The sequence below is a fragment of the Paenibacillus sp. J22R98 genome, from assembly GCF_059383835.1.
Window position 1 is genome coordinate 593,657 of record NZ_JBXENW010000001.1, and the last position, 19,846, is coordinate 613,502.

Annotated in this window: 15 protein-coding genes; 10 read left to right on the plus strand and 5 right to left on the minus strand. The window is 50.7% G+C overall.

Annotation, left to right across the window (positions count from 1 at the left end):
* Nucleotides 1–156 precede the first annotated feature (156 nt).
* From AC50Y3_RS02760 to AC50Y3_RS02800, 9 genes are all read left to right on the plus strand, one after another.
* Nucleotides 157–1,935 (plus strand): ABC transporter ATP-binding protein, encoded by a 1,779-nt coding sequence (locus AC50Y3_RS02760; protein WP_494817227.1) that lies wholly within the window; start codon nt 157–159, stop codon nt 1,933–1,935.
* A complete protein-coding gene (locus AC50Y3_RS02765) occupies nt 1,932–3,773 on the plus strand; it encodes an ABC transporter ATP-binding protein (RefSeq protein ID WP_494817228.1) in 1,842 nt (613 codons plus the stop codon). Before AC50Y3_RS02760 ends, AC50Y3_RS02765 begins: the two co-directional genes overlap by 4 nt.
* Nucleotides 3,774–3,842: 69 nt before the next feature.
* A complete protein-coding gene (gene purT / locus AC50Y3_RS02770; protein WP_494817229.1) occupies nt 3,843–5,021 on the plus strand; it encodes a formate-dependent phosphoribosylglycinamide formyltransferase in 1,179 nt (392 codons plus the stop codon).
* A gap of 184 nt (nt 5,022–5,205) precedes the next feature.
* Nucleotides 5,206–6,033 (plus strand): GDSL-type esterase/lipase family protein, encoded by an 828-nt coding sequence (locus tag AC50Y3_RS02775; protein ID WP_494817230.1) that lies wholly within the window; start codon nt 5,206–5,208, stop codon nt 6,031–6,033.
* Between the two features lie 12 nt (nt 6,034–6,045).
* Nucleotides 6,046–7,020 (plus strand): ABC transporter ATP-binding protein, encoded by a 975-nt coding sequence (locus AC50Y3_RS02780; RefSeq protein WP_494817231.1) that lies wholly within the window; start codon nt 6,046–6,048, stop codon nt 7,018–7,020.
* A complete protein-coding gene (locus tag AC50Y3_RS02785; protein ID WP_494817232.1) occupies nt 7,013–7,999 on the plus strand; it encodes an ABC transporter permease in 987 nt (328 codons plus the stop codon). Before AC50Y3_RS02780 ends, AC50Y3_RS02785 begins: the two co-directional genes overlap by 8 nt.
* A 78-nt stretch (nt 8,000–8,077) precedes the next feature.
* Nucleotides 8,078–10,048 (plus strand): DNA topoisomerase IV subunit B, encoded by a 1,971-nt coding sequence (gene parE, locus AC50Y3_RS02790; protein ID WP_494817233.1) that lies wholly within the window; start codon nt 8,078–8,080, stop codon nt 10,046–10,048.
* A 20-nt stretch (nt 10,049–10,068) separates the two neighbouring features.
* Complete coding sequence (gene gyrA, locus AC50Y3_RS02795; RefSeq protein ID WP_494817234.1) at nt 10,069–12,510, plus strand: DNA gyrase subunit A; 2,442 nt, start codon at nt 10,069–10,071, stop codon at nt 12,508–12,510.
* 368 nt (nt 12,511–12,878) lie between these two features.
* Nucleotides 12,879–13,286, plus strand: a complete 408-nt coding sequence (locus AC50Y3_RS02800; protein WP_494817776.1) for a MarR family winged helix-turn-helix transcriptional regulator — start codon at nt 12,879–12,881, stop codon at nt 13,284–13,286.
* A 241-nt stretch (nt 13,287–13,527) separates the two neighbouring features.
* On the opposite strand, the gene AC50Y3_RS02805 is transcribed toward AC50Y3_RS02800, so the two are convergent.
* The 4 genes from AC50Y3_RS02805 to AC50Y3_RS02820 are packed head-to-tail and all read right to left on the minus strand — an operon-like array spanning nt 13,528 to nt 17,206.
* Entirely contained in the window at nt 13,528–14,865 is a 1,338-nt protein-coding gene (locus AC50Y3_RS02805; RefSeq protein WP_494817235.1) for a CapA family protein, read from the minus strand.
* Between the two features lie 5 nt (nt 14,866–14,870).
* Nucleotides 14,871–15,620 carry an RluA family pseudouridine synthase gene (locus AC50Y3_RS02810; RefSeq protein WP_494817236.1) on the minus strand — a complete coding sequence of 250 codons (750 nt, stop codon included), beginning with the start codon at nt 15,618–15,620 and terminating at the stop codon, nt 14,871–14,873.
* A gap of 1 nt (nt 15,621) precedes the next feature.
* A complete protein-coding gene (locus AC50Y3_RS02815; RefSeq protein ID WP_494817237.1) occupies nt 15,622–16,488 on the minus strand; it encodes a class I SAM-dependent methyltransferase in 867 nt (288 codons plus the stop codon).
* Complete coding sequence (locus tag AC50Y3_RS02820) at nt 16,475–17,206, minus strand: response regulator (protein WP_494817238.1); 732 nt, start codon at nt 17,204–17,206, stop codon at nt 16,475–16,477. The genes AC50Y3_RS02815 and AC50Y3_RS02820 overlap by 14 nt, the downstream gene beginning before the upstream one ends.
* Nucleotides 17,207–17,286: 80 nt before the next feature.
* Here AC50Y3_RS02820 and AC50Y3_RS02825 point away from each other — a divergent pair, with 80 nt between their 5' ends.
* On the plus strand, nt 17,287–19,401 hold the full coding sequence (locus tag AC50Y3_RS02825; RefSeq protein ID WP_494817239.1) for a sensor histidine kinase: 2,115 nt from the start codon (nt 17,287–17,289) through the stop codon (nt 19,399–19,401).
* Here AC50Y3_RS02825 and AC50Y3_RS02830 read toward each other — a convergent pair.
* On the minus strand, nt 19,385–19,708 hold the full coding sequence (locus tag AC50Y3_RS02830; protein ID WP_091215574.1) for a helix-turn-helix domain-containing protein: 324 nt from the start codon (nt 19,706–19,708) through the stop codon (nt 19,385–19,387). The two genes, AC50Y3_RS02825 and AC50Y3_RS02830, sit on opposite strands and share 17 nt — an antisense overlap.
* Nucleotides 19,709–19,846 lie beyond the last annotated feature (138 nt).

Sequence of the window (19,846 nt, forward strand, 5' to 3'; positions counted from 1 at the left end):
AGAATACCCCCTAAACTTTACCTGAGATGGAAGAGGAAGCGAATATTGTCAACTATATGCCCCAGCACTCTGTTTGCCGTACCGGACTCATGCTGTTAATATTCATTCATATTCATAAAAAGGTTCATAAAATTGCAACAGGGAGTGGGTTACCCATTGGACGTCTTCAGGCAACTTAAACCGTTTTACTGGGTCGAACGCAGAAATTTGATTGCTTCGATCGGCTTTTTGATCTGCGCGACCGCGCTCGGACTAGTCTATCCGAATTTACTTCGAGTACTGATCGACAAAGTCATCGTTCCCAAAACATTTGAGTGGGTGCCTGCATTATCGCTCGCTGTCGTAGGGGTCGTTACCTTAAAGGGTGGTTTTCAGTTTCTACACGGGTTTTTCGGCGGTCGGCTAGGCAACCGCGTCGCATTCAGACTTCGAAATGCGTGTTACACGAAATTGCAATCGCTGTCGTTTCAGTATTATGACACGGCGAAAACCGGCGACTTGATGTCTCGTCTAACTGCCGATTTGGAAGCGGTTCGAAATTTCATCGCATTCGGTTTCGCGCAAATTTTCAACATGTTTCTCATGATTATTTTCGGAGCCGCGATGATGTTCTCCATTCACTGGCAGCTCACACTGATTACGCTTGTCACGATGCCGTTTCTGGTCATTGTGGCACTGCGGTTCGAGAAGCTGATTCATCCGGCGTTTAGAGAAATGCGCCAAGCGATGAGCCATTTGACGACCGCCGTTCAAGAGAATATTACAGGCGTACGTACCGTCAAATCCTTTGCCCGCGAATCGTTCGAAATGGATAAGTTCTCGGCGCGAAGCGCGGCTTACAAACAAAACCAAATTGCCGCATCCGGCTTGTGGGGACGTTTCTTCCCGGTAATGGAGCTGCTGGCAAGCGCATGTGCGGTAATTCTACTTGTGGCCGGCGGAACACTCGTTATCCGGGGTTCGATTACGCTGGGTGAGATGGTTGCCTTCTTCAGTATGCTATGGTACATCATCAACCCGATGTGGGCGATGGGCTTCTTGATCAATAACTACACGCAGTCCAAAGCTTCCGGTGAACGGTTGCTTGAGCTGCTGAACGAGTATGTACATGTGAAAGATGTCGAATCTCCGACAATTTTGGATGAGAGCCAGATTGAAGGCCATGTGCAATTTCATAATGTGACATTTAATTATGCGGATAAAGCGCCTGCACTGACCAATGTGAACATTGATGCCAAACCGGGTATGGTCATTGGGATGCTCGGCGGAACCGGTTCCGGTAAATCGACCGTGATCCAGCTGCTGATGCGTGCTTATAACATCAAGACGGGAAGTATTACGCTCGACGGTGAAGATATTCGCAACATTTCGATTGAGAGCCTTCGCTCCCAAATCGCTACGGTATTCCAGGAAACATTCTTGTTCTCTTGTTCGATTCGTGACAATATCGCGTATGCGATCAAAGATGTCACGATGGATCAAATCATAGCGGCAGCGAAGCTGGCCAAAGCGCATGATTTCATTATGGAGCTTCCTGAAGGCTACGACACGATCGTCGGTGAGCGCGGAATGGGGCTCTCAGGCGGTCAGAAGCAGCGGATTGCCATTGCGCGCGCTTTGATTAAGAATCCGCGTATTCTCATTCTCGATGACGCAACAAGCGCCGTAGACATGGAAACCGAGCATGAAATTCAAGCCGGCTTCAGTGAGCTTATGGCGGGTAGAACAACCTTCATTATCGCACACCGGATTTCGTCGCTTCGTCATGCGGATGAAATTCTTGTCTTCGACAATGGTCATATCGTGCAGCGCGGGCAGCATGAGCAATTAGTTGCACAGACGGGTCCATATCAGGATACGTATAACATCCAATATGCAGACCGTCCCAGCGCCGCCACAGCCGAATTAGCAGCAGAAAGAAGGGTCGCACAGTGAGTGAGGAGCAGCAGCAGAAAGGGCAGCCGCGAGGCAGTCATGAGCGTTTCATCTACAAGGATGACGATGCGATCGAGAAACCGTTTAACTGGTCTCAAATTACCCGTTTATTCTCGTATATGAAACCTTATCGGAAACAATTACTGCCTGTCATTATCGTCATGATGGTGCTCGGAACGCTTACGCGTCTGGCCATTCCGGCCATCATCATCATGGCGATCGATGAGGCGATTCAGCCGAAGGATGGCGGAGATCCGAGTCTGAGCAAGCTTTACCTGTTTGCGGGGATTATGTTGACCCTCTATATTATTCAATGGGCAGCTAACACGTACCGGATTCGATATACGAATGTAATCGGCCAGCAGGTCATCTATGATCTGCGCGAGGATCTCTTTAAACATATTCAGAAGCTGTCATTCCGTTTCTTCGACAAACGGCCGGCAGGCTCCGTATTGGTCCGTATTACGAATGACGTCAATGCGCTTCAGGATTTGTTCACGAACGGTGTAGTCAACTTGTTGATGGACTGTGTACAGCTCGTCGGGATCGTCGTCATTTTGCTGGCTTGGAACTTCAAGCTCGGTATTGCCATCATGATTACAGTACCGCTTATGTTCGTTGTTTCTACGGCCTTGCGTAAACGGATTCGTTTCGCATGGCAGGATGTACGGATGAAGCAGTCGCGAATCAATGCGCATTTGAACGAAAGTATTCAAGGGATGCGCGTTACTCAAGCCTATACGCAGGAGAAGTCCAATTTCAGCTTCTTCACGAACATCAATAACACGAATATTAAAGCATGGAATAAAGCTTCTGCCCTTAACCAGGCATTCGGGCCGATTATCGAAGTCACCTCTGCGATCGGTACGTTGATTCTGTTCTGGTACGGCTCGCATTTGATTCAAGCCGGCGCCATTACGGTAGGGGTGCTCGTCGGATTTGCCAACTATGTCGGCAACTTCTGGGAGCCAATTAACAGGCTGGGCCAAATGTACGCACAACTCCTTATCGCAATGGCTTCCTCTGAGCGGATCTTTGAGTTTATCGATGAGAAACCGACAGTTGGCGAGCAGGAGAATGCAGCCGCACTCCCGCGTATCCGCGGTGATGTGTCGTTCGACTCCATCGTCTTCGAATACGAGAAAGGACGTCCGGCACTTCGCGGCATCTCGCTTGATGTTACAGCCGGACAAACGATCGCACTGGTTGGACATACCGGTTCAGGCAAAAGTACCATTATGAATCTGCTCTGCCGCTTCTATGATCCGGTGCAAGGTGCTGTACGCGTCGATGGCATCGATATTCGCAACGTGAGCATCGAGAGCTTGCGTTCGCAGGTCGGGGTCGTGCTGCAGGATACGTTTATTTTCTCCGGTACGATTCGCGAGAACATCCGTTTTGGCCGGTTGAACGCTACGGACGATGAAATTGTAAAAGCAGCTACTGCAGTAGATGCACATGATTTCATCATGAGTTTGCCGGACGGGTATGACACGGAGGTTCAAGAACGCGGCAACAGTTTGTCGATGGGACAACGCCAGCTGCTGTCCTTCGCGAGAGCGCTGCTCGCTGATCCGCGCGTCTTGATTCTGGATGAAGCAACGGCAAGCATCGATACGGAAACCGAGCTCAAAATTCAAGAGGCTTTGAAGAAGCTCTTGAAAGGCCGGACTTCCTTCATCGTAGCGCATCGTTTGTCCACCATTCGTAACGCAGACCGCATCGTCGTGCTGGATCATGGTCAAATCGTCGAGCAAGGCAGCCATGAAGAGCTAATTCGTCACAAAGGCACCTATAATGGTCTGATTGAAGCGCAGTATCGTTTTTTATCGGCATAATTCTTGATTTTTCGCCAAAGAACCTCCACAATGGAAGAAAACATTTCTTCCAGGAGGTTCTTTTTCTATATGTATGGATCACCGCTTTCATCTACGGCTCGTAAAATTATGCTGCTCGGTTCCGGCGAGCTTGGCAAAGAAGTTATCATTGAAGCTCAGCGCCTTGGCGTAGAAACGATTGCTGTCGACCGCTATGAGAATGCTCCGGCGATGCAGGTTGCACATCGTTCCTATGTTATCGATATGCTGGATCCGGCTGCCCTTCGCGCACTGATTGAGAAGGAGAAACCCGATCTGCTCGTTCCTGAAATTGAAGCCATCGCGACTTCCGCCCTGGTGGAGCTGGAGAAGGAAGGCTATCGCGTTATTCCTACGGCACGGGCTGCTTTGCTGACGATGGACCGCGAGGGCATTCGCCGTTTGGCGGCAGAAACACTGAGCCTGCCTACAGCGCCATACCGCTTCGCGGATACGCTGGACGAGCTTAAAGCCGCAGTGGCAGAACTGGGCACTCCTTGCGTCATTAAACCGATCATGAGCTCATCCGGCAAAGGCCAAAGCGTCTGCAAAACAGAAGGAGATGCCGAAGCTTGCTGGAATTATGCCATGGAAGGCGGCCGTGCGAAGAAAACGCGTGTCATCGTCGAAGGCTTTATCCATTTTGAATCGGAGATTACGCTCCTAACGGTACGTTCGGCATCGGGCACATCGTTCTGCGCGCCGATCGGACATGTACAGAAGGACGGCGATTACATCGAGTCCTGGCAGCCGCATGAAATGTCGGCACAGCAAATCGAAGAAGCCGAAGCCATTGCTCGTGCAGTAACGGAGGAGCTTGGCGGCTACGGTATCTACGGCGTCGAGCTGTTCTTGACGAAGGATGGCGTGCTGTTCAGTGAAGTTTCGCCTCGCCCGCATGACACAGGTATGGTTACGATGGTGACGCAGGATCTATCCGAGTTTGCGCTTCACGCAAGAGCGATTCTGGGTTTCCCGATTCCAACCATCCGTCTGCTGACGCCGGGTGCTTCGTATACGCTCAAAGCTGACCGCGACTCGGAGCATTTCCAAATCGGCGGGCTGGAGCAAGCGCTGTCGGTACCTAATACGCAAGTACGCGTGTTTGGCAAACCGGTTACGAAACCGGGCCGCCGTATGGCTGTTGCCCTCAGTTCAGCCGATGACTGCTCGAAAGCACGCGAGCTGGCTAAACAAGCAGCGCAGTCCCTCACTATCAAGTACGAATAAAATATCGTGCGATAAACTCGCCGAGTATGCTGAATCAACGCCAGCGGTTTCCTTACGGGGGCTGCCGGCGGCGCATACCGGCTTTTTTTGCATCTACAGCAATTGGTGAAATTTGCAAATTACAGCCGAAAGCATTACTTTAAACATTATAGAATTTATTGCGTTTTAAAGGGGCGTTGGAAGCATGAGAAGCGCATCATCAAGCGTGTTATGGAGAACGATTGGGATTTCGGCGCTGGTCTCGACATTGCTGATGATCGGCGGGTTTGGCTATGCGGTGAAGGACATGCTGTATCCGCATGCCGAAGCATACACAGGGGAGCAGGGAAAGCCGGCACTGCCGGAATCAAGCGACCTTGGAAGCAGTAAGGCAATCAACATTACCGCGATTGGCGACTCACTGACGAAGGGGACAGGCGACGCAACAGGCGAAGGTTATGTCAAACAGGTCGTAACGCTGCTTAAGAAGAAATATCCGCTGATTCCTGTCAAATTAAACAATAATTTGGCTGTAAACGGTCTTAGGGCGGATCAGCTCGCTCATTTGCTTAGCACGGACAAGGGTTATCGTTACGCTTTGCAGCAAGCTAATCTAATTGTTTTCACCATTGGCGGCAATGATTTGTTCCAAATCGCAAACGGTCAATCTGCCGGGGAAATGACGGGAGATATCAGTTTGGATATGGTGAAGAAGGAGCTCCCCAATGGCATCGACCGATTATCGAAAGTGATCAAGCTGCTGCACGAAATCAATCCTAACGCACAAGTGGTATACACGGGCCTTTATAACCCTTTTTACAATATTACGGACCTTAGAGACGGCAGTTTGCAGGTTCAGAAGTGGAATGAGGAAGCCTATTCGATGCTGCACCGGTATCCGAACATGACCTTGGTGCCTTCATTCGATATGTTTGAACGTTCGATTGACAGCTATCTGTCGAACGATCATTTTCACCCGAACCACGAAGGCTATGCACAAATTGCGGCACGTATCGTGCAGTCACTGGAATAGGAGACCTGTCTAATGAGTCTACAAACCCTATCGGAAACAGAAGTCGTCCTCTCCGTTAAAGATGTGAAGAAACGGATTGGCGGCAAAATGATCATAAAAAACGTCTCTTTTGAAGTGAAAAGCGGTGAAATCTTCGGTTTTCTCGGTCCCAATGGATCTGGGAAGACGACTACGATCCGTATGCTTGTGGGGCTGATCAAGCAAACTTCGGGCGAGATTCTAATATGCGGCAGCAATGTGCAGCAAGATCCGGAGAAAGCGCTCAGCCATATCGGCTGTATCGTCGAGAATCCGGAGGTTTACGGCTATATGACCGGATGGGAGAACTTAGAGCATTTTGCTCGTATGCAGCGCGGCATCGGTCAAGATCGCATTGCCGAAGTTGTTGCGATCGTCGGCATGCAGCAACGTATTCACGACAAAGTGAAGACGTATTCACTAGGCATGCGCCAGCGTCTTGGCATCGCGCAGGCGCTGCTTGGCAGACCGAAACTGCTCATTCTGGATGAGCCGACGAATGGATTGGATCCGAAAGGGATTAAAGAGCTTCGCGAGTTCGTTCGTATGCTTGCGGACCAGGGAATGAGCTTGTTTATTTCAAGCCATTTGCTAAGCGAAATCCAGCTGATGTGCGACCGCGTTGCCATTATCAGCCATGGGGAAGTGCTTGCTGTCGGTGCCGTTGACGAGCTGGTGAACCAGACCGGCAGCTATGTCGTGTGGCAATTTGACCAGACTGAAGCGGGAAGAAAGCTGCTTGAAGCAGAGGAGAACATTCGGTTAATTCGCGATGGCGAGCATCGGATCGATGAAAGCATATTGGCGGGCTTGACCGATGCCATCATCACTTCAATGGGGGCGGAACGCATTTCAGCCATCGTTGAGAAAGCCGTACATGCCGGGATCGGCGTTGTTTCGGTACAAAAGATCGCACCAACGCTGGAAGAACTATTTTTGCAAATGACGGAGGGTGAGAGCATTGGATAGATTGCTGCCGCTCATTCAGAATGAGACGCTGAAAATATGGAAGAAGAAGCGTTTCTACGTCGTCGTGCTTGTGCTGCTCGTACTTATTCCGATCTTTACGTATGCCCAAATGAAAATAGCGGAAACCAACCGTAAAAACTTTGCGGATTGGCGGAATCAGCTCGTTCAGCAGATCAATGAGTATCAAAATATGCTCTCCAGCGATCGCATTCCGGAGGAGTGGAAGCGCAATCGCCGAATTGCCGTTCAACAGCTTCAGTATTATTTGGATCACGATGTAAATCCTAACTCACCTAATGGTGTAACCTTTACTCGCAGCTTTATGTCGAATGCCGTTACGCTGTTTTATCCGCTGCTGGTGCTTGCCATTGCCTCTGACCTCGTGTCCGGCGAACGTTCGACGGGAACCATTAAGATGCTTCTCACAAGACCTGTAAGGCGTTGGAAAATTTTACTGAGCAAGCTCGTCGCTTTAACGTTCTATGTTTCATTAACCGTTGTGGTCAGCGCCATTCTCTGTTATCTTATATCAGGCGCGGTATTCGGGTATTCCGGCTGGCAAATACCGGTGTTTACAGGATTTGTCATCCAGGGCTCAACAATTGAGAGCTCGTATGTACATGCCGTTCCACAGTGGCTGTTTGTGCTCATGGAAGGTGGACTGATCTGGGTCTCATCCATGACCGTTGCCATTCTGGCGCTCATGGTATCTGTTCTTGTTCGAAGCACGGCGGCGAGTATCGTTACGATGATGGCGGCTGTCATCGCAGGTACGATCTTGTCGAGTATGTCATCATCATGGGAAAGTGCCAAATATGTTTTCGCGGTCAATTTGCAGCTAACCGATTATTTAGCAGGCTCCCCGCCGCCAATTCAAGGCATGACACTTTCATTTTCCTTGATTATCCTTGCGATTTGGTCGGCAATCGGACTTATCGTTTCATTCGGTGTCTTTACGAAACAGGACATCATGAATTAGAATAGCTTGAAGTGAGCGAATCGGCTTGAATGGAAAAAGAATGCAAGGAAGCGCAATTAAATTTATTAGGAGGACCCTATGACTGAGCAGTTAAATCTTGCGGGCGAAGCGAATTTGGGTGCCGACAGCTATGGTGCAGACGACATCCAGGTGCTGGAAGGGCTGACCGCTGTTCGTAAACGGCCCGGGATGTATATCGGCAGCACCAGCACTTCGGGCTTGCATCACCTTGTCTGGGAGATCGTCGACAACGCGGTTGACGAGCATCTGGCAAAGTTCTGCTCTGCCATCGACGTAACGATCCATAATGATGGTTCGATTACTGTAAAGGACAACGGCCGTGGCATTCCTACCGGCATGCATAAGACCGGTATTCCCACGCCTCAGGTTGTCTTTACGATTTTGCATGCGGGCGGTAAGTTCGGCGGCGGCGGATATAAGAAATCCGGCGGTTTGCACGGCGTAGGCGCATCCGTAACGAATGCGTTGTCGGAGTGGCTGGAAGTGGAGATTTACCGTGACGGTAAAATACATAAGCAGCGCTTCGAGTATTGGGTCGACAACGATGGCAAAGAGCATGTCGGCGAACCGGTAACGGGACTTGTCGTCACCGGCAATACAAACCGTACAGGAACGAAGGTAACCTTTAAACCGGATACACGTGTTTTCCACGGTAATATTTCAATCAATTATGATACGCTTTCTGAGCGGCTGCAGGAGATTGCATTCCTGAATTCCGGGTTAAAGGTAACGGTAAAGGACGATCGCAGCGGTAAACAAGACCAGTATCACTATGAAGGCGGCGCGCGGCAGTTTGTTCAGTTTCTGAACGAGGATAAAACTGTGCTGCATGATGTCGTTCATTTTGCAGGCGAACGTGATGAAATCGAAGTTGAGGTGGCTTTGCAGTACAACGACGGCTACACGGAAACCTTGGCCTCGTTCGTAAACTCCATCCCAACACGCGGCGGCGGTACGCATGAGACCGGATTCAGAACCGCGTATACGCGGGTTATGAACGATTATGCCCGCAAGAACGCAATGATCAAGGAGAAAGACAAGAATCTCGACGGCAACGACCTTCGCGAAGGCATGATGGCGGTTATCAACATCAAGATGTCCGAAGTTGAATTTGTCGGTCAAACGAAGGATCAGCTCGGCAGCTCTTCAGCCAGAAGTGCTGTAGATGCAATCGTCTCTGACAAAATGCAGGTTTTCCTGGAGGAGAATCCGCAGGTTGCACAAATGCTGTTGAAGAAAGCGGTTCAGGCATCAAGAGCGCGCGAAGCTGCACGCAAAGCGCGCGACGAAATCCGCAGCGGCAAGAAGAAGAGCGAAAGCTCCAACCTTGGCGGCAAGCTGACGCCGGCACAGTCGAAGGATGTTACCCGGACGGAGTTGTTTATCGTCGAAGGTGATTCCGCAGGCGGTTCCGCGAAGCAAGGCCGCGACTCCAAGTTTCAGGCGATTCTTCCGCTTAAGGGGAAACCGATGAATCCGGAGAAGGCGAAGCTACTCGATATTCTTAAAAACGACGAATACAAGGCGGTTATCGCGGCGATCGGCGCAGGGATCGGACCTGAGTTCGACGCGGAATCGTGTAATTATAGCAAAATCATCATTATGACGGATGCCGATACGGACGGTGCGCACATTCAAGTGCTGCTTCTGACGTTCTTCTACCGTTACATGAAGCCATTGATTGATTTGGGCCGCGTCTTTATCGCGCAGCCGCCTCTTTATAAGATTACGCGTAAATCAGGCAAGCTTGAGACCGTGCGGTACGCTTGGTCGGATGAGCAGCTCCAGAATTACTTGAAGGAGTTCGGCAAGAACTTCGAGCTGCAGCGTTATAAAGGACTCGGCGAGATGAACCCCGAGCAATTGTGGGAAACGACGATGAATTCAGAGACGCGTACGCTGCTTCAGGTTCAAATCGAAGATGCAGCCAAAGCGGAACGCCGTGTTTCCACGCTCATGGGCGACAAAGTAGATCCGCGTAAACGCTGGATCGTTGAGAATGTTGATTTTACCGAATATGTTGAATAACAGTTGAGGAGAGTTTCGGCATGAGTATCCTGGAACAGTTTTTGCCGGCGTTTCTTGAGGAGGTCGTGGGTGACCGATTCGGACGCTATTCCAAATACATCATTCAGGACCGCGCCATTCCCGATGTACGAGACGGATTGAAACCGGTGCAACGGCGTATTTTGTACGCGATGTATGATGCAGGCAACACGCCTGACAAAGGGTATCGCAAATCGGCCAAGACGGTCGGTGATGTAATGGGTAATTATCATCCGCACGGCGATTCCTCCATTTATGAAGGCATGGTCCGTATGGCGCAGCCATGGAAAATGGGGCATATGCTCATCGATGGCCATGGAAACTGGGGATCGATCGATGATGACCCAGCTGCAGCGATGCGGTATACCGAAGCGCGTTTATCGCCAATCGCGATGGAGCTGCTTCGTGATATTGAGAAACGAACGGTCTTATTCAAAGACAATTTCGATAATACGACGAAAGAGCCAGTTGTGCTGCCATCGCGGTATCCCAACCTGCTCGTCAATGGTGTAAGCGGGATTTCCTCCGGTTTCGCGACGGAAATTCCACCGCATAACTTGCGTGAAGTGATCGATGCTTGTAATGCCATGATGGACAACCCGGACATCGAGCTTGCGCAGCTGATGGAGATTGTGAAAGGTCCCGATTTCCCGACAGGCGGACTCATCATGGGTGAAGACGGTATCCGAGACGCCTACCAAAGCGGCAAGGGCCGGATTTACCACCGCTCCAAATCGATCATTGAAGACATGAAGGGCGGACGCCAGCAGATCGTCATTACGGAAATTCCGTATCAAGTCGTCAAGTCCCGCCTTGTTACAGCGATGGAGAACATTCGGATCGAGAAGAAGGTCGAAGGCATCGCTGAGGTTCGCGATGAAAGCGGACGTAACGGTCTTCGCATTGTAGTCGAGCTGAAGAAGGATGCCGATGCGCAAGGTATTCTGGCGTATTTGCTCAAGAAAACCGATCTGCAGGTCGCCTACAACTTCAATATGGTTGCGATTGTGAACAAAACGCCGAAGCAGCTTGGTCTGAAGGACATGCTGACCGCGTACATCGCGCATCAGAGAGAAGTCGTTACCGAGCGTTCTAAGTATGAGCTTGAGAAAGCGGAAGACCGCGCTCATGTACTGGAAGGTTTGGCGAAGGCGCTTAACTTGCTGGATGAAATCATCGCCACGATTAAAGCATCGAAGAATCGGCAGGATGCTCAGCAGAACCTCGTCGCGAAGTTCACGTTTACGGAGCGCCAAGCCGATGCCATTCTGACGCTCCAATTGTACCGTTTGACGAATCTGGAGATTACTTCGATTGAGAAGGAATTGAAGGATATTCAGAAAAAGATTTCGTATTTGCGTTCGATTCTGGACAGCGAGAAGAAGCTGCGTTCTGTCATCAAAGAAGAGCTGCTGGAAATTCGCGAGAAATTCGGCATCGACCGCCGTTCCGGCATTCAAGGCGAAGTCGAAGAGCTGAAGGTGAACCTTGAGGTTATCGTCGCTGCTGAAGACGTACTTGTCACACTGAGTCAAGACGGCTATATCAAGCGGACCTCGAAGCTATCGTTCACACGCTCCGGCGGCGAGCTGGGAAGTGCCGGCGTCAAGGAAGGCGACGTTATTCGCACGCTGATTGATGTCAATACGATCGACCAGCTGCTGCTCTTTACGCGCAAAGGGATGTACTATCAACTGCCTGTCCATCAAATTCCGGAGTTCAAATGGAAAGATACCGGGACAGCCGTAGTCAATGTCGTACCAATGCCGAAAGACGACAGCATTATTAGCGTCATTCCTGTGAAGGATTTTGAAGTGCCGGACCGTACGCTGGTCTTCGTTACGAAACGAGGACAAGTGAAACGGACGGAGCTGAAAGAATATAAATCATCGCGTTCCACTGCGATTGCGGCTGTGAAGCTGGCAGATGGCGATGATGTGCTGCGTGTGTCGCTTAGCGACAACAGTAAAGAGCTGCTGCTCATTACGAAGAACGGCATGAGTATCCGCTTCCCTGAGAGTGAAGTCAATCCAATGGGGCGTGTAGCTGCAGGCGTCCGTGGCATTACCGTTCGCGAAGGCGATGAAATTGTCGCCGCGGAGTGGGTGACGGGTGACGAAGGCGAAGTGCTTGTCCTAACGGAGCTTGGTTATGGCAAACGTTCCTTGCTGCTTGATTATCCGATCCAAGGGCGAGGCGGCAAAGGTGTTGCGACCTTCGAATTTAAGGAAGGCAGCAGGGTCCGCTCGAATGGAGTCGGTCTCATCGGCGGTCTTCACTGCAAAGAAGCTCGTGACTTGGTGCTGTTAACGGCAGCCGGCACGAATCAGATCGTTTCAACGGAGAAAGCGCCGATTGATGATCGAAAATCGACTGGCCGCGCGGTAACAGCGGTCGATAAGAAGGATGTATTAACGACGTTCTTCGTTCGCGCCGATTTGTAAAGCTCAATCAAATGGCTGGTGGGGAGAATCGCGTCGCTCCATCATTTCTACAATAAGTTCAAGCACGACCCACAATGGGGCCGGTTCATCTAGCCGGTCGACCCAATGTGGGTCTTTTTGTATGCCGATCTGCGATAATTTACGTACAAGTTCGAGCTTGCGCTCCTCCATATTGCGGATCACGCTCCATTCCTTATTTCGAGCCGGTACAACAGCCTATACCACCAATGTATGTCTAATCTTGTCAAATGGTTCTCTTTCGTAGCGATTAGTCAGACAAAATATTAACTGCATTAACCTTATATTCGACATTTCGGCATGGTATAATAAGGTATAAGATAAAATCGGACAGAAGGCGGGTGATGGTCATCGTTTCTGCGGAATTTGCCCGGTTGTGGATGAAGATGACGAAGGAATGGAAGTCGCATCTGGAGGAAGAACTGGCTCCCGGATTAACGGAAGGACAACTGAGTGTACTGGAGCTGCTGCTGCAGCATCAACCGATGAAACCCTCGGATTTACTCGGTTATTTGGAGACGACACCCGCTGCTATAACGACGCTGCTTGATCGAATGGAGCGTGGCGGTCTCGTCGTGCGCAATCGAGACGAGGGCGATCGGCGCATTGTATGGGTGACAGTGACCGAGAAGGGGCAAATCGAAGCTGCACGCGGTATTGCTGTTCGCGATGCTTACATCAGTGAAGCGCTCGACCGGATCTCTTCCCATAATCAACAGCTGCTGGTCTATCTGCTTGGCAAAGTAGCCAACTCGTAGGTTGTACATATGTGAACGAATCTGTGCGGTCTGAGAGGGCTGCTGTAATCGAAAGAGTCCTGTGCATCCGCATGTTCCGATGAGGAACTGCAGCGCACAGGCTTTTTTTTTGTTGCAACATTTTTGATTCTAAGCCAGTTAGTAATGGTAGCCGTTGTAGTCCTTAAGCCATGGATATAAAGAAAAAGGACTGTCCCGGAAAATGAATCCCAGTACAGTCGCTTCTTTACGTCTATCTGCCTTAGCCTGTTATTTTGAACGGCTTGCCGGACATCGATTTCAACCGTTTCATGAGCTGGTTGTACATCTGCTTGAGCGACGTGTAATCCGTTCCGGAGAGGTCTTTAAGCGATTTGGAGGCAATCACCTGCTGCAGCGGAACAACGTCGTAATTGGTCACGCCTTTGCTGGTTACCCGGTGCACCCAAGTAGGGAGCGCCTCCACATTCTGAATGGACGTTTTACCTGTTGGACCGTCTTTGTGAATGTTCACTTTATAGACGACGCCGTAATCCTTCGAATCACCGCGTTGATTGGAAATGAAATTACCCATGGAATAAATAATGAGTCCTTTTCTTACGGAGCCGTCCGGTTCAGCAGTTTCAACCATCTCGTAAGGCTGAATGACATGCGGGTGCGAGCCGGCAATGATGTCGGCTCCGGCAGCGATCAGCTTGCGCGCCAGATTCTTCTGCACTTCGTTAGGCTGGGTCTGATATTCGATGCCAAAATGCAGCACGACCGTAATGAAATCGGAGCCAGCCTCGCGGAGCTTCTTGATGTCGCTGATCATCTTAGCTTCATCGATCAAGGAGACGGCGTAGGGCTGATCTTTGGGCAGCGGAATGCCGTTTGTACCATACGTATAGGCGAGCAGTCCCATTGCAATGCCTTTACGATTTGCGATGACAATTCGGTCGGCTTCCGCCCGCGAACGTGCCGTACCTTTCGTTTCGAAGCCAAGTTCCTCGAGCTTCTGAAGCGTCAGTGCAATGCCTTTGGAGCCGCGGTCCAGAGCGTGATTGTTAGCTGTCGTAATGGTCGTAAAGCCGGCATACTTGAGCGCGTCGCCAAGCTCGGTCGGCGCATTGAAGCGCGGATAACCGGAATAGCCAAGCGACTTACCTGCAATCGGCGTTTCGAGATTGGCCAGCGTCCAATCGCCTTGCTCAAGAATCGGCTTCATCGGCTTGAAGAAATGCTCGAAATTATATTTCTTTGTTTTCTCGTTATAGGCACCGGGAAGCTGCGGCATATGCATCATTACGTCGCCAACAGCCACCCAAAGCGCGTCAACCGACTTCTCGGGCGCTGGAGGCGTGCTCTCAGCGCCTTGATTGTCAGGTTTGGATAAATTAGCATCATCACTTGGCGATTGATTAGCAGCGTCACCAGCGTCCTCTGGAGCGGGCTTCGAGTCGGTGTCCGGTGCCGGTGGATCCTCATCCGGCGTCGGCTCCTGCGCGACATTCTCCGGTTGGTTATGATTCGGCTCCAAGTGCGGACTGCTCCCGCAGCTGCTTAGAATGAGCAGGGCGAGGAGGAGTAGGCTGAACAGCAATAGTTTGCGTCTATTCATAAGCCCTACATTCCTTCCAGGGGCAGGATTGAACGTGCCCGGATGAAATCGTCATCGCGAAACCGGCTCCACGGCTCCGTCTTCGGTGGCAGGGCATGAATGGTAAGCCATTCCTTCGTAACCGGATGCGCTACTCCGATGGATGTCGACCATAGGGCAATATCTTGTTCGCCTTGAACGGCGGGAGCTCCGTATTTGCGATCGAATACGAGCGGACAGCCAATCTCGGCCATCTGAGCCCTGATCTGATGCGAGCGCCCGGTCAGCAGCTTCACGGCGATGAGGGAGAGTCCGCCTTGTTTGGCGACTACCGCATAGTCAAGTATGGCTTCTTTCGAATCCTGTATCTGCTTCTGATGCACGGTAACGATGTTTCTGCCTGCATCTTTACGCAGGAAGTGACGCAATCGGCCGGCAGCTGCCGCAGGGGAGCCATGAACAACCGCTACATACAGCTTATCGAATGAGCGACTGCGAACCGACTCCGATAGGCGGGAAGCTGCTTTGGACGTCTTTGCGAACAGCATGGCGCCGCCAACGGGACGATCCAAACGATGGACTAGTCCGACATAGACATTGCCCGGCTTCTGATAGCGGGCTTTCAGATCGTCCTTCAGCAGCGTGACCATATCCATTTCGCCCGTTTCATCGGCCTGCGAAAGGAGGCCCGGCGGCTTAATGACGGCAAGCAGATGGTTGTCCTCATACAGCACAGGCAGAAGCGGGGCCGGCGCTGTAACAGGGTCATTACCCATCTTACTTACCCTCCCAACGTCCCAAGATGCCGCAAGGCAATGTAAGCCCGGAAGCGGAAATCGGGATGCCGATCTCGCCGCAGTGGATGGAGCCGTTATGTTTGCGTCCAACCGTCATGTGCAGCATATTGTGAAGAACTGTCGGCGACAGTCCGGTCGTGTAGGAGTTCACTAGCACGAACAACGGATTCTCTGTAAGAATCGTTGTGCAGAACTCAAGGAAGGGGTAAAGATTTTGCTCCAGCTTCCAGGTTTCGCCGTTCGGTCCGCGTCCGTAGGAAGGCGGGTCCATGATGATAGCGTCGTACTTGCTGCCGCGGCGCTGCTCGCGCTGCACGAATTTGAATACATCATCCGTTATGTAACGAACCGGAGCGGTGCTAAGACCGGATAGCTCGGCATTTTCCTTGGCCCATTGCACCATGCCTTTAGCAGCATCGACATGGCACACTTCTGCGCCGGCTGCAGCGGCAGCGACAGTAGCTCCGCCTGTATAGGCAAACAAATTCAGCACGCGAATCGGACGACCGGCTTTGCGGATCTTGTCCATCATCCAGGTCCAGTTGACGGCCTGCTCCGGGAACAGTCCCGTATGTTTGAAGCTAGTCGGTTTAATATGAAACTTCAGCTCGCCATACGAGATGGACCAGCGTTCCGGCATTTTGGTGCGGAACTCCCATTCGCCGCCGCCGGAGGAGCTGCGGTGATAGTGGCCGTCTGCTGTTTTCCATAAACCGCTTTCGTTCGCGATCGGCCAAATGACTTGGGGATCGGGTCTGCGAAGCACGTAGCCGCCCCAGCGCTCGAGTTTTTCTCCGTTGCCGGTATCAAGAAGTTCGTAATCTTTCCATAAATCAGCGTTGTACATGTGTGTTGTAACCTTCCTTGGCGTTGAATTTGTAGCCTACTCCCCGAACAGTGACGATATAGATCGGGTTTGCAGGGTCGGGCTCGATTTTCTTGCGCAAATTGCTGACATGAACCATCAATGTACGAGTATCGCCCATACTATCATGTCCCCAAACGATCGTGTACAGATCATCGAGTGCAAAAGCGCGGTTCGGTGTTTTGGCCAGACGGACGAGAAGCTCGAACTCCTTGGCCGATAGGAAGACTTCTTTGCTGCCCAGATGAACGGTCCGCGCGGGCAAATCAATTCGTAAACCATCGTATTCCAGCACTTCGCCTACTGCACGGTCGATGGAATATTGACCGATCACAGATTGACGGCGCAGATGTGCTTTAACGCGAGCGACCAGCTGACTTGGACTGAACGGCTTGGTCATATAATCATCGCCGCCTACAGTAAGTCCATGTATAATGTCAGTATCATCGCTCTTACAGCTTATGAACAAAATGGGAACGTTGGAAATCGTTCGGATGTGCTTGCACACTTCGAAACCATCCAAATTCTTGAGTGAGATGTCCAGCAGGATCATATCCGGCTTTAGACCGGCTGCGAGCAGGACGGCATCTTCACCGTTGTCTGTCGTATGTACTTCAAAACCTTCTCGTTCCATATATAAAGTAATCAGCTCGGTAATATCGGCTTCATCGTCAACGACAAGAATTTTGCTACCATTCATCTCCATCTTCCCCCTCTTCCTAGGCTATTATAGCGAATCGAGGGAGGGGTGAGCAATCAACGATTTTTCAGGAGGCTGCTATGATTCGCCGATTATTCCGATCGTTTCTACTCTTTTTACTTCCCATACTCCTGCTCACAAGCTGCAGTACACAGAGCGGCGAGGAGAATCCTGCTGCGAAACAAGGTATTCTTGATCTTCGAAATTGGTCGTTTGATAGGGATGGCGAGCTCCCGCTGACAGGGGAATGGACGTTCTTCAGCGGACAGCTGCTGACCCCTGAGTTAGCCATGAGATATGAGGGTTTGCATGTAACGGTTCCTCGTTCCTGGAACAGCTACCCGGGTAACAGCGGCATTAAGAATGGACAAGGCTATGCCACCTATAAATTAACGGTGCTCATCAAACCGACGGATCATGTGCTTGCCGTGCGCATACCGAACATTTTCAGCAGCTATAAGTTCTGGATTAACGGCAAGCAGCTTGCCGAACAAGGGATCGTCGGAACTAGCAGAAGCTCTTCGAAGGCGCAGCAGTTCCCGCGGATTGTCTCGTTTAATGTAGAAGGTAAGCAGGAGCTGGATTTTATCGTGCAGGTATCCAACTTCCAGCATCGCAAAGGGGGCATCTGGGTTCCGTTCAAGATGGGCAACAGCGACACGCTTGTCGCGAATCAGATGAAAGCATCCATTCAGGAAATGCTCATCCTAGGCAGCTTGTTTATCATCGGGATCTATCACATCGGTTTGTATGCTTTCCGCAGGCAGGAGCAGTTTACGATTCATTTTGGTTTGTTATGCTTATTCATTGCGGCAAGAGCCGGCGTAACCGGCGAAAATTATATTTTACAGCTCATTCCGCTGTCTTGGGAGATTGGGATGAAAATCGAATATATCGCCTTTTCGCTAAGCGCAGTGGCGGGGTATTTGTACGTGTATCGGCTCTTTCCGATGGACGCATCCAAACGCGTGATCCCTTTCGTAATCGGAATCGGGACCACTTTGGTCGGTTTTGTGCTGTTCACACCTGCAATCGTGTACACGCAACAGATATCATGGTTTCAAATTTACGTTGTAGTTGTGAGCATCTATACGCTAATCATCCTGATTACGGCGAAGATTCGCAAACGGATTGGGTCTGCGTTTGTCTTGGCAGGGGTAGCAGTGTTTGTCGTTACGGTACTGAATGACATGCTGTTCTACAACGAATGGCTTCTATATGCACAGCTGATTCCGCTGGGATTGTTCTTCTTTATGCTGATGCAGTCTTTTATCATTTCGAAAAGGTTCTCCAGCGCCATGTATCAGGTTGAGCATGTCTCAAGTGAGCTGAGAGAGTTGAATGTGCATTTGGAGGAGCGTATCGAAGAGCGGACGACCGCGCTGAGTGAGGCGAATGAATCGCTGGCGCAGACGAATCGGGACCTGCATCGCTCGGAGTCGTCGCGAAGGCATCTGATGACGAATATTTCGCATGATCTGCGCACGCCGATTACGTTGCTGCAAGGCTACTTGGAAGCTTTTCAAGATGGAGTGGTCAAAACGGAGGAGCAGCAGCAGCGCTATCTGCGAATGATGCTGGGCAAGGTCGGCGGACTTAATCGGTTGATTCACGATTTGTTCGAGCTGACGAAGCTGGAGGCCGGACAGACGAGGTTCGACTTTGCGGATGTTCCGCTCAGTCATTGGATTCAACAGCTGCATGATCTCTACGAAATCGATGTCGTCAGCAGCGGCATGCGGTTCAGATGCGATTTTCACAGTGCGCACTCCGAACAGGAGGGGCATGCCCATGAAATGGAACAACAGAACCGCATCATTCTGCGCCTGGATCTGCCGCGAATGGATCAAGTTATTGCGAATGTCATTTACAACGCGATTAAACATACGGAGAAGGGGGGCGAGATAGCGCTTTCTTTTTTCTTCGATGAGACAGCAAAACGGACCATCGTAACCGTTAGCGATACAGGCAGCGGAATTGAGGAAGAGCATTTGCCCTTTATTTTCGACCGGTTCTACAAGAAAGAGATTTCCCGGAACTCAGCCGAGGGTGGCAGCGGCTTGGGGCTCGCGATTGCCAAAGAAATTGTGGAAGCACATGGCGGCACAATCGGTGCTGTCAGTACCTTGGATAAAGGGACAATGATCTGGTTCGCGCTGCCTGCAACCCTACGAAGCGTTAGTCAGCTTGCCTGATAACCGCCATCATCCGATCGATGGATTGCTTTCGGCGTTCCTGATCCATGCCGTTTAGAATACGGATAATTTCGATCGCTTCAGGAGTTACAGGCGTTTCTGGTCTTGCAGCCTCTCCGCCGATAATGTAGTCCAGTGATACGTTAAAAAGAATAGCGAGCTTCTTTAACGTTTCATAGACCGGCTGGCGGTTGTTAATTTCGTAATGACTGTAAGCAGAACGGGTAATGCCAATTTGCCTGGCGACTTCTTCTTGTGAAATGTGCTTTCGAAGTCGAAGTTCCCTTAATCGATCTCCCATCGTCATAGTTTCTAGCTCCTTACGTCATTCTTCGCAAACTAGTACTAGTGAAAAAGCTACACTTCGGCCCCACTAATAGTAATTTATGATACAAAGTGTATCAGTGTCAAGTGTTAAGTATAGAAACGTTAATAATTAAGTATT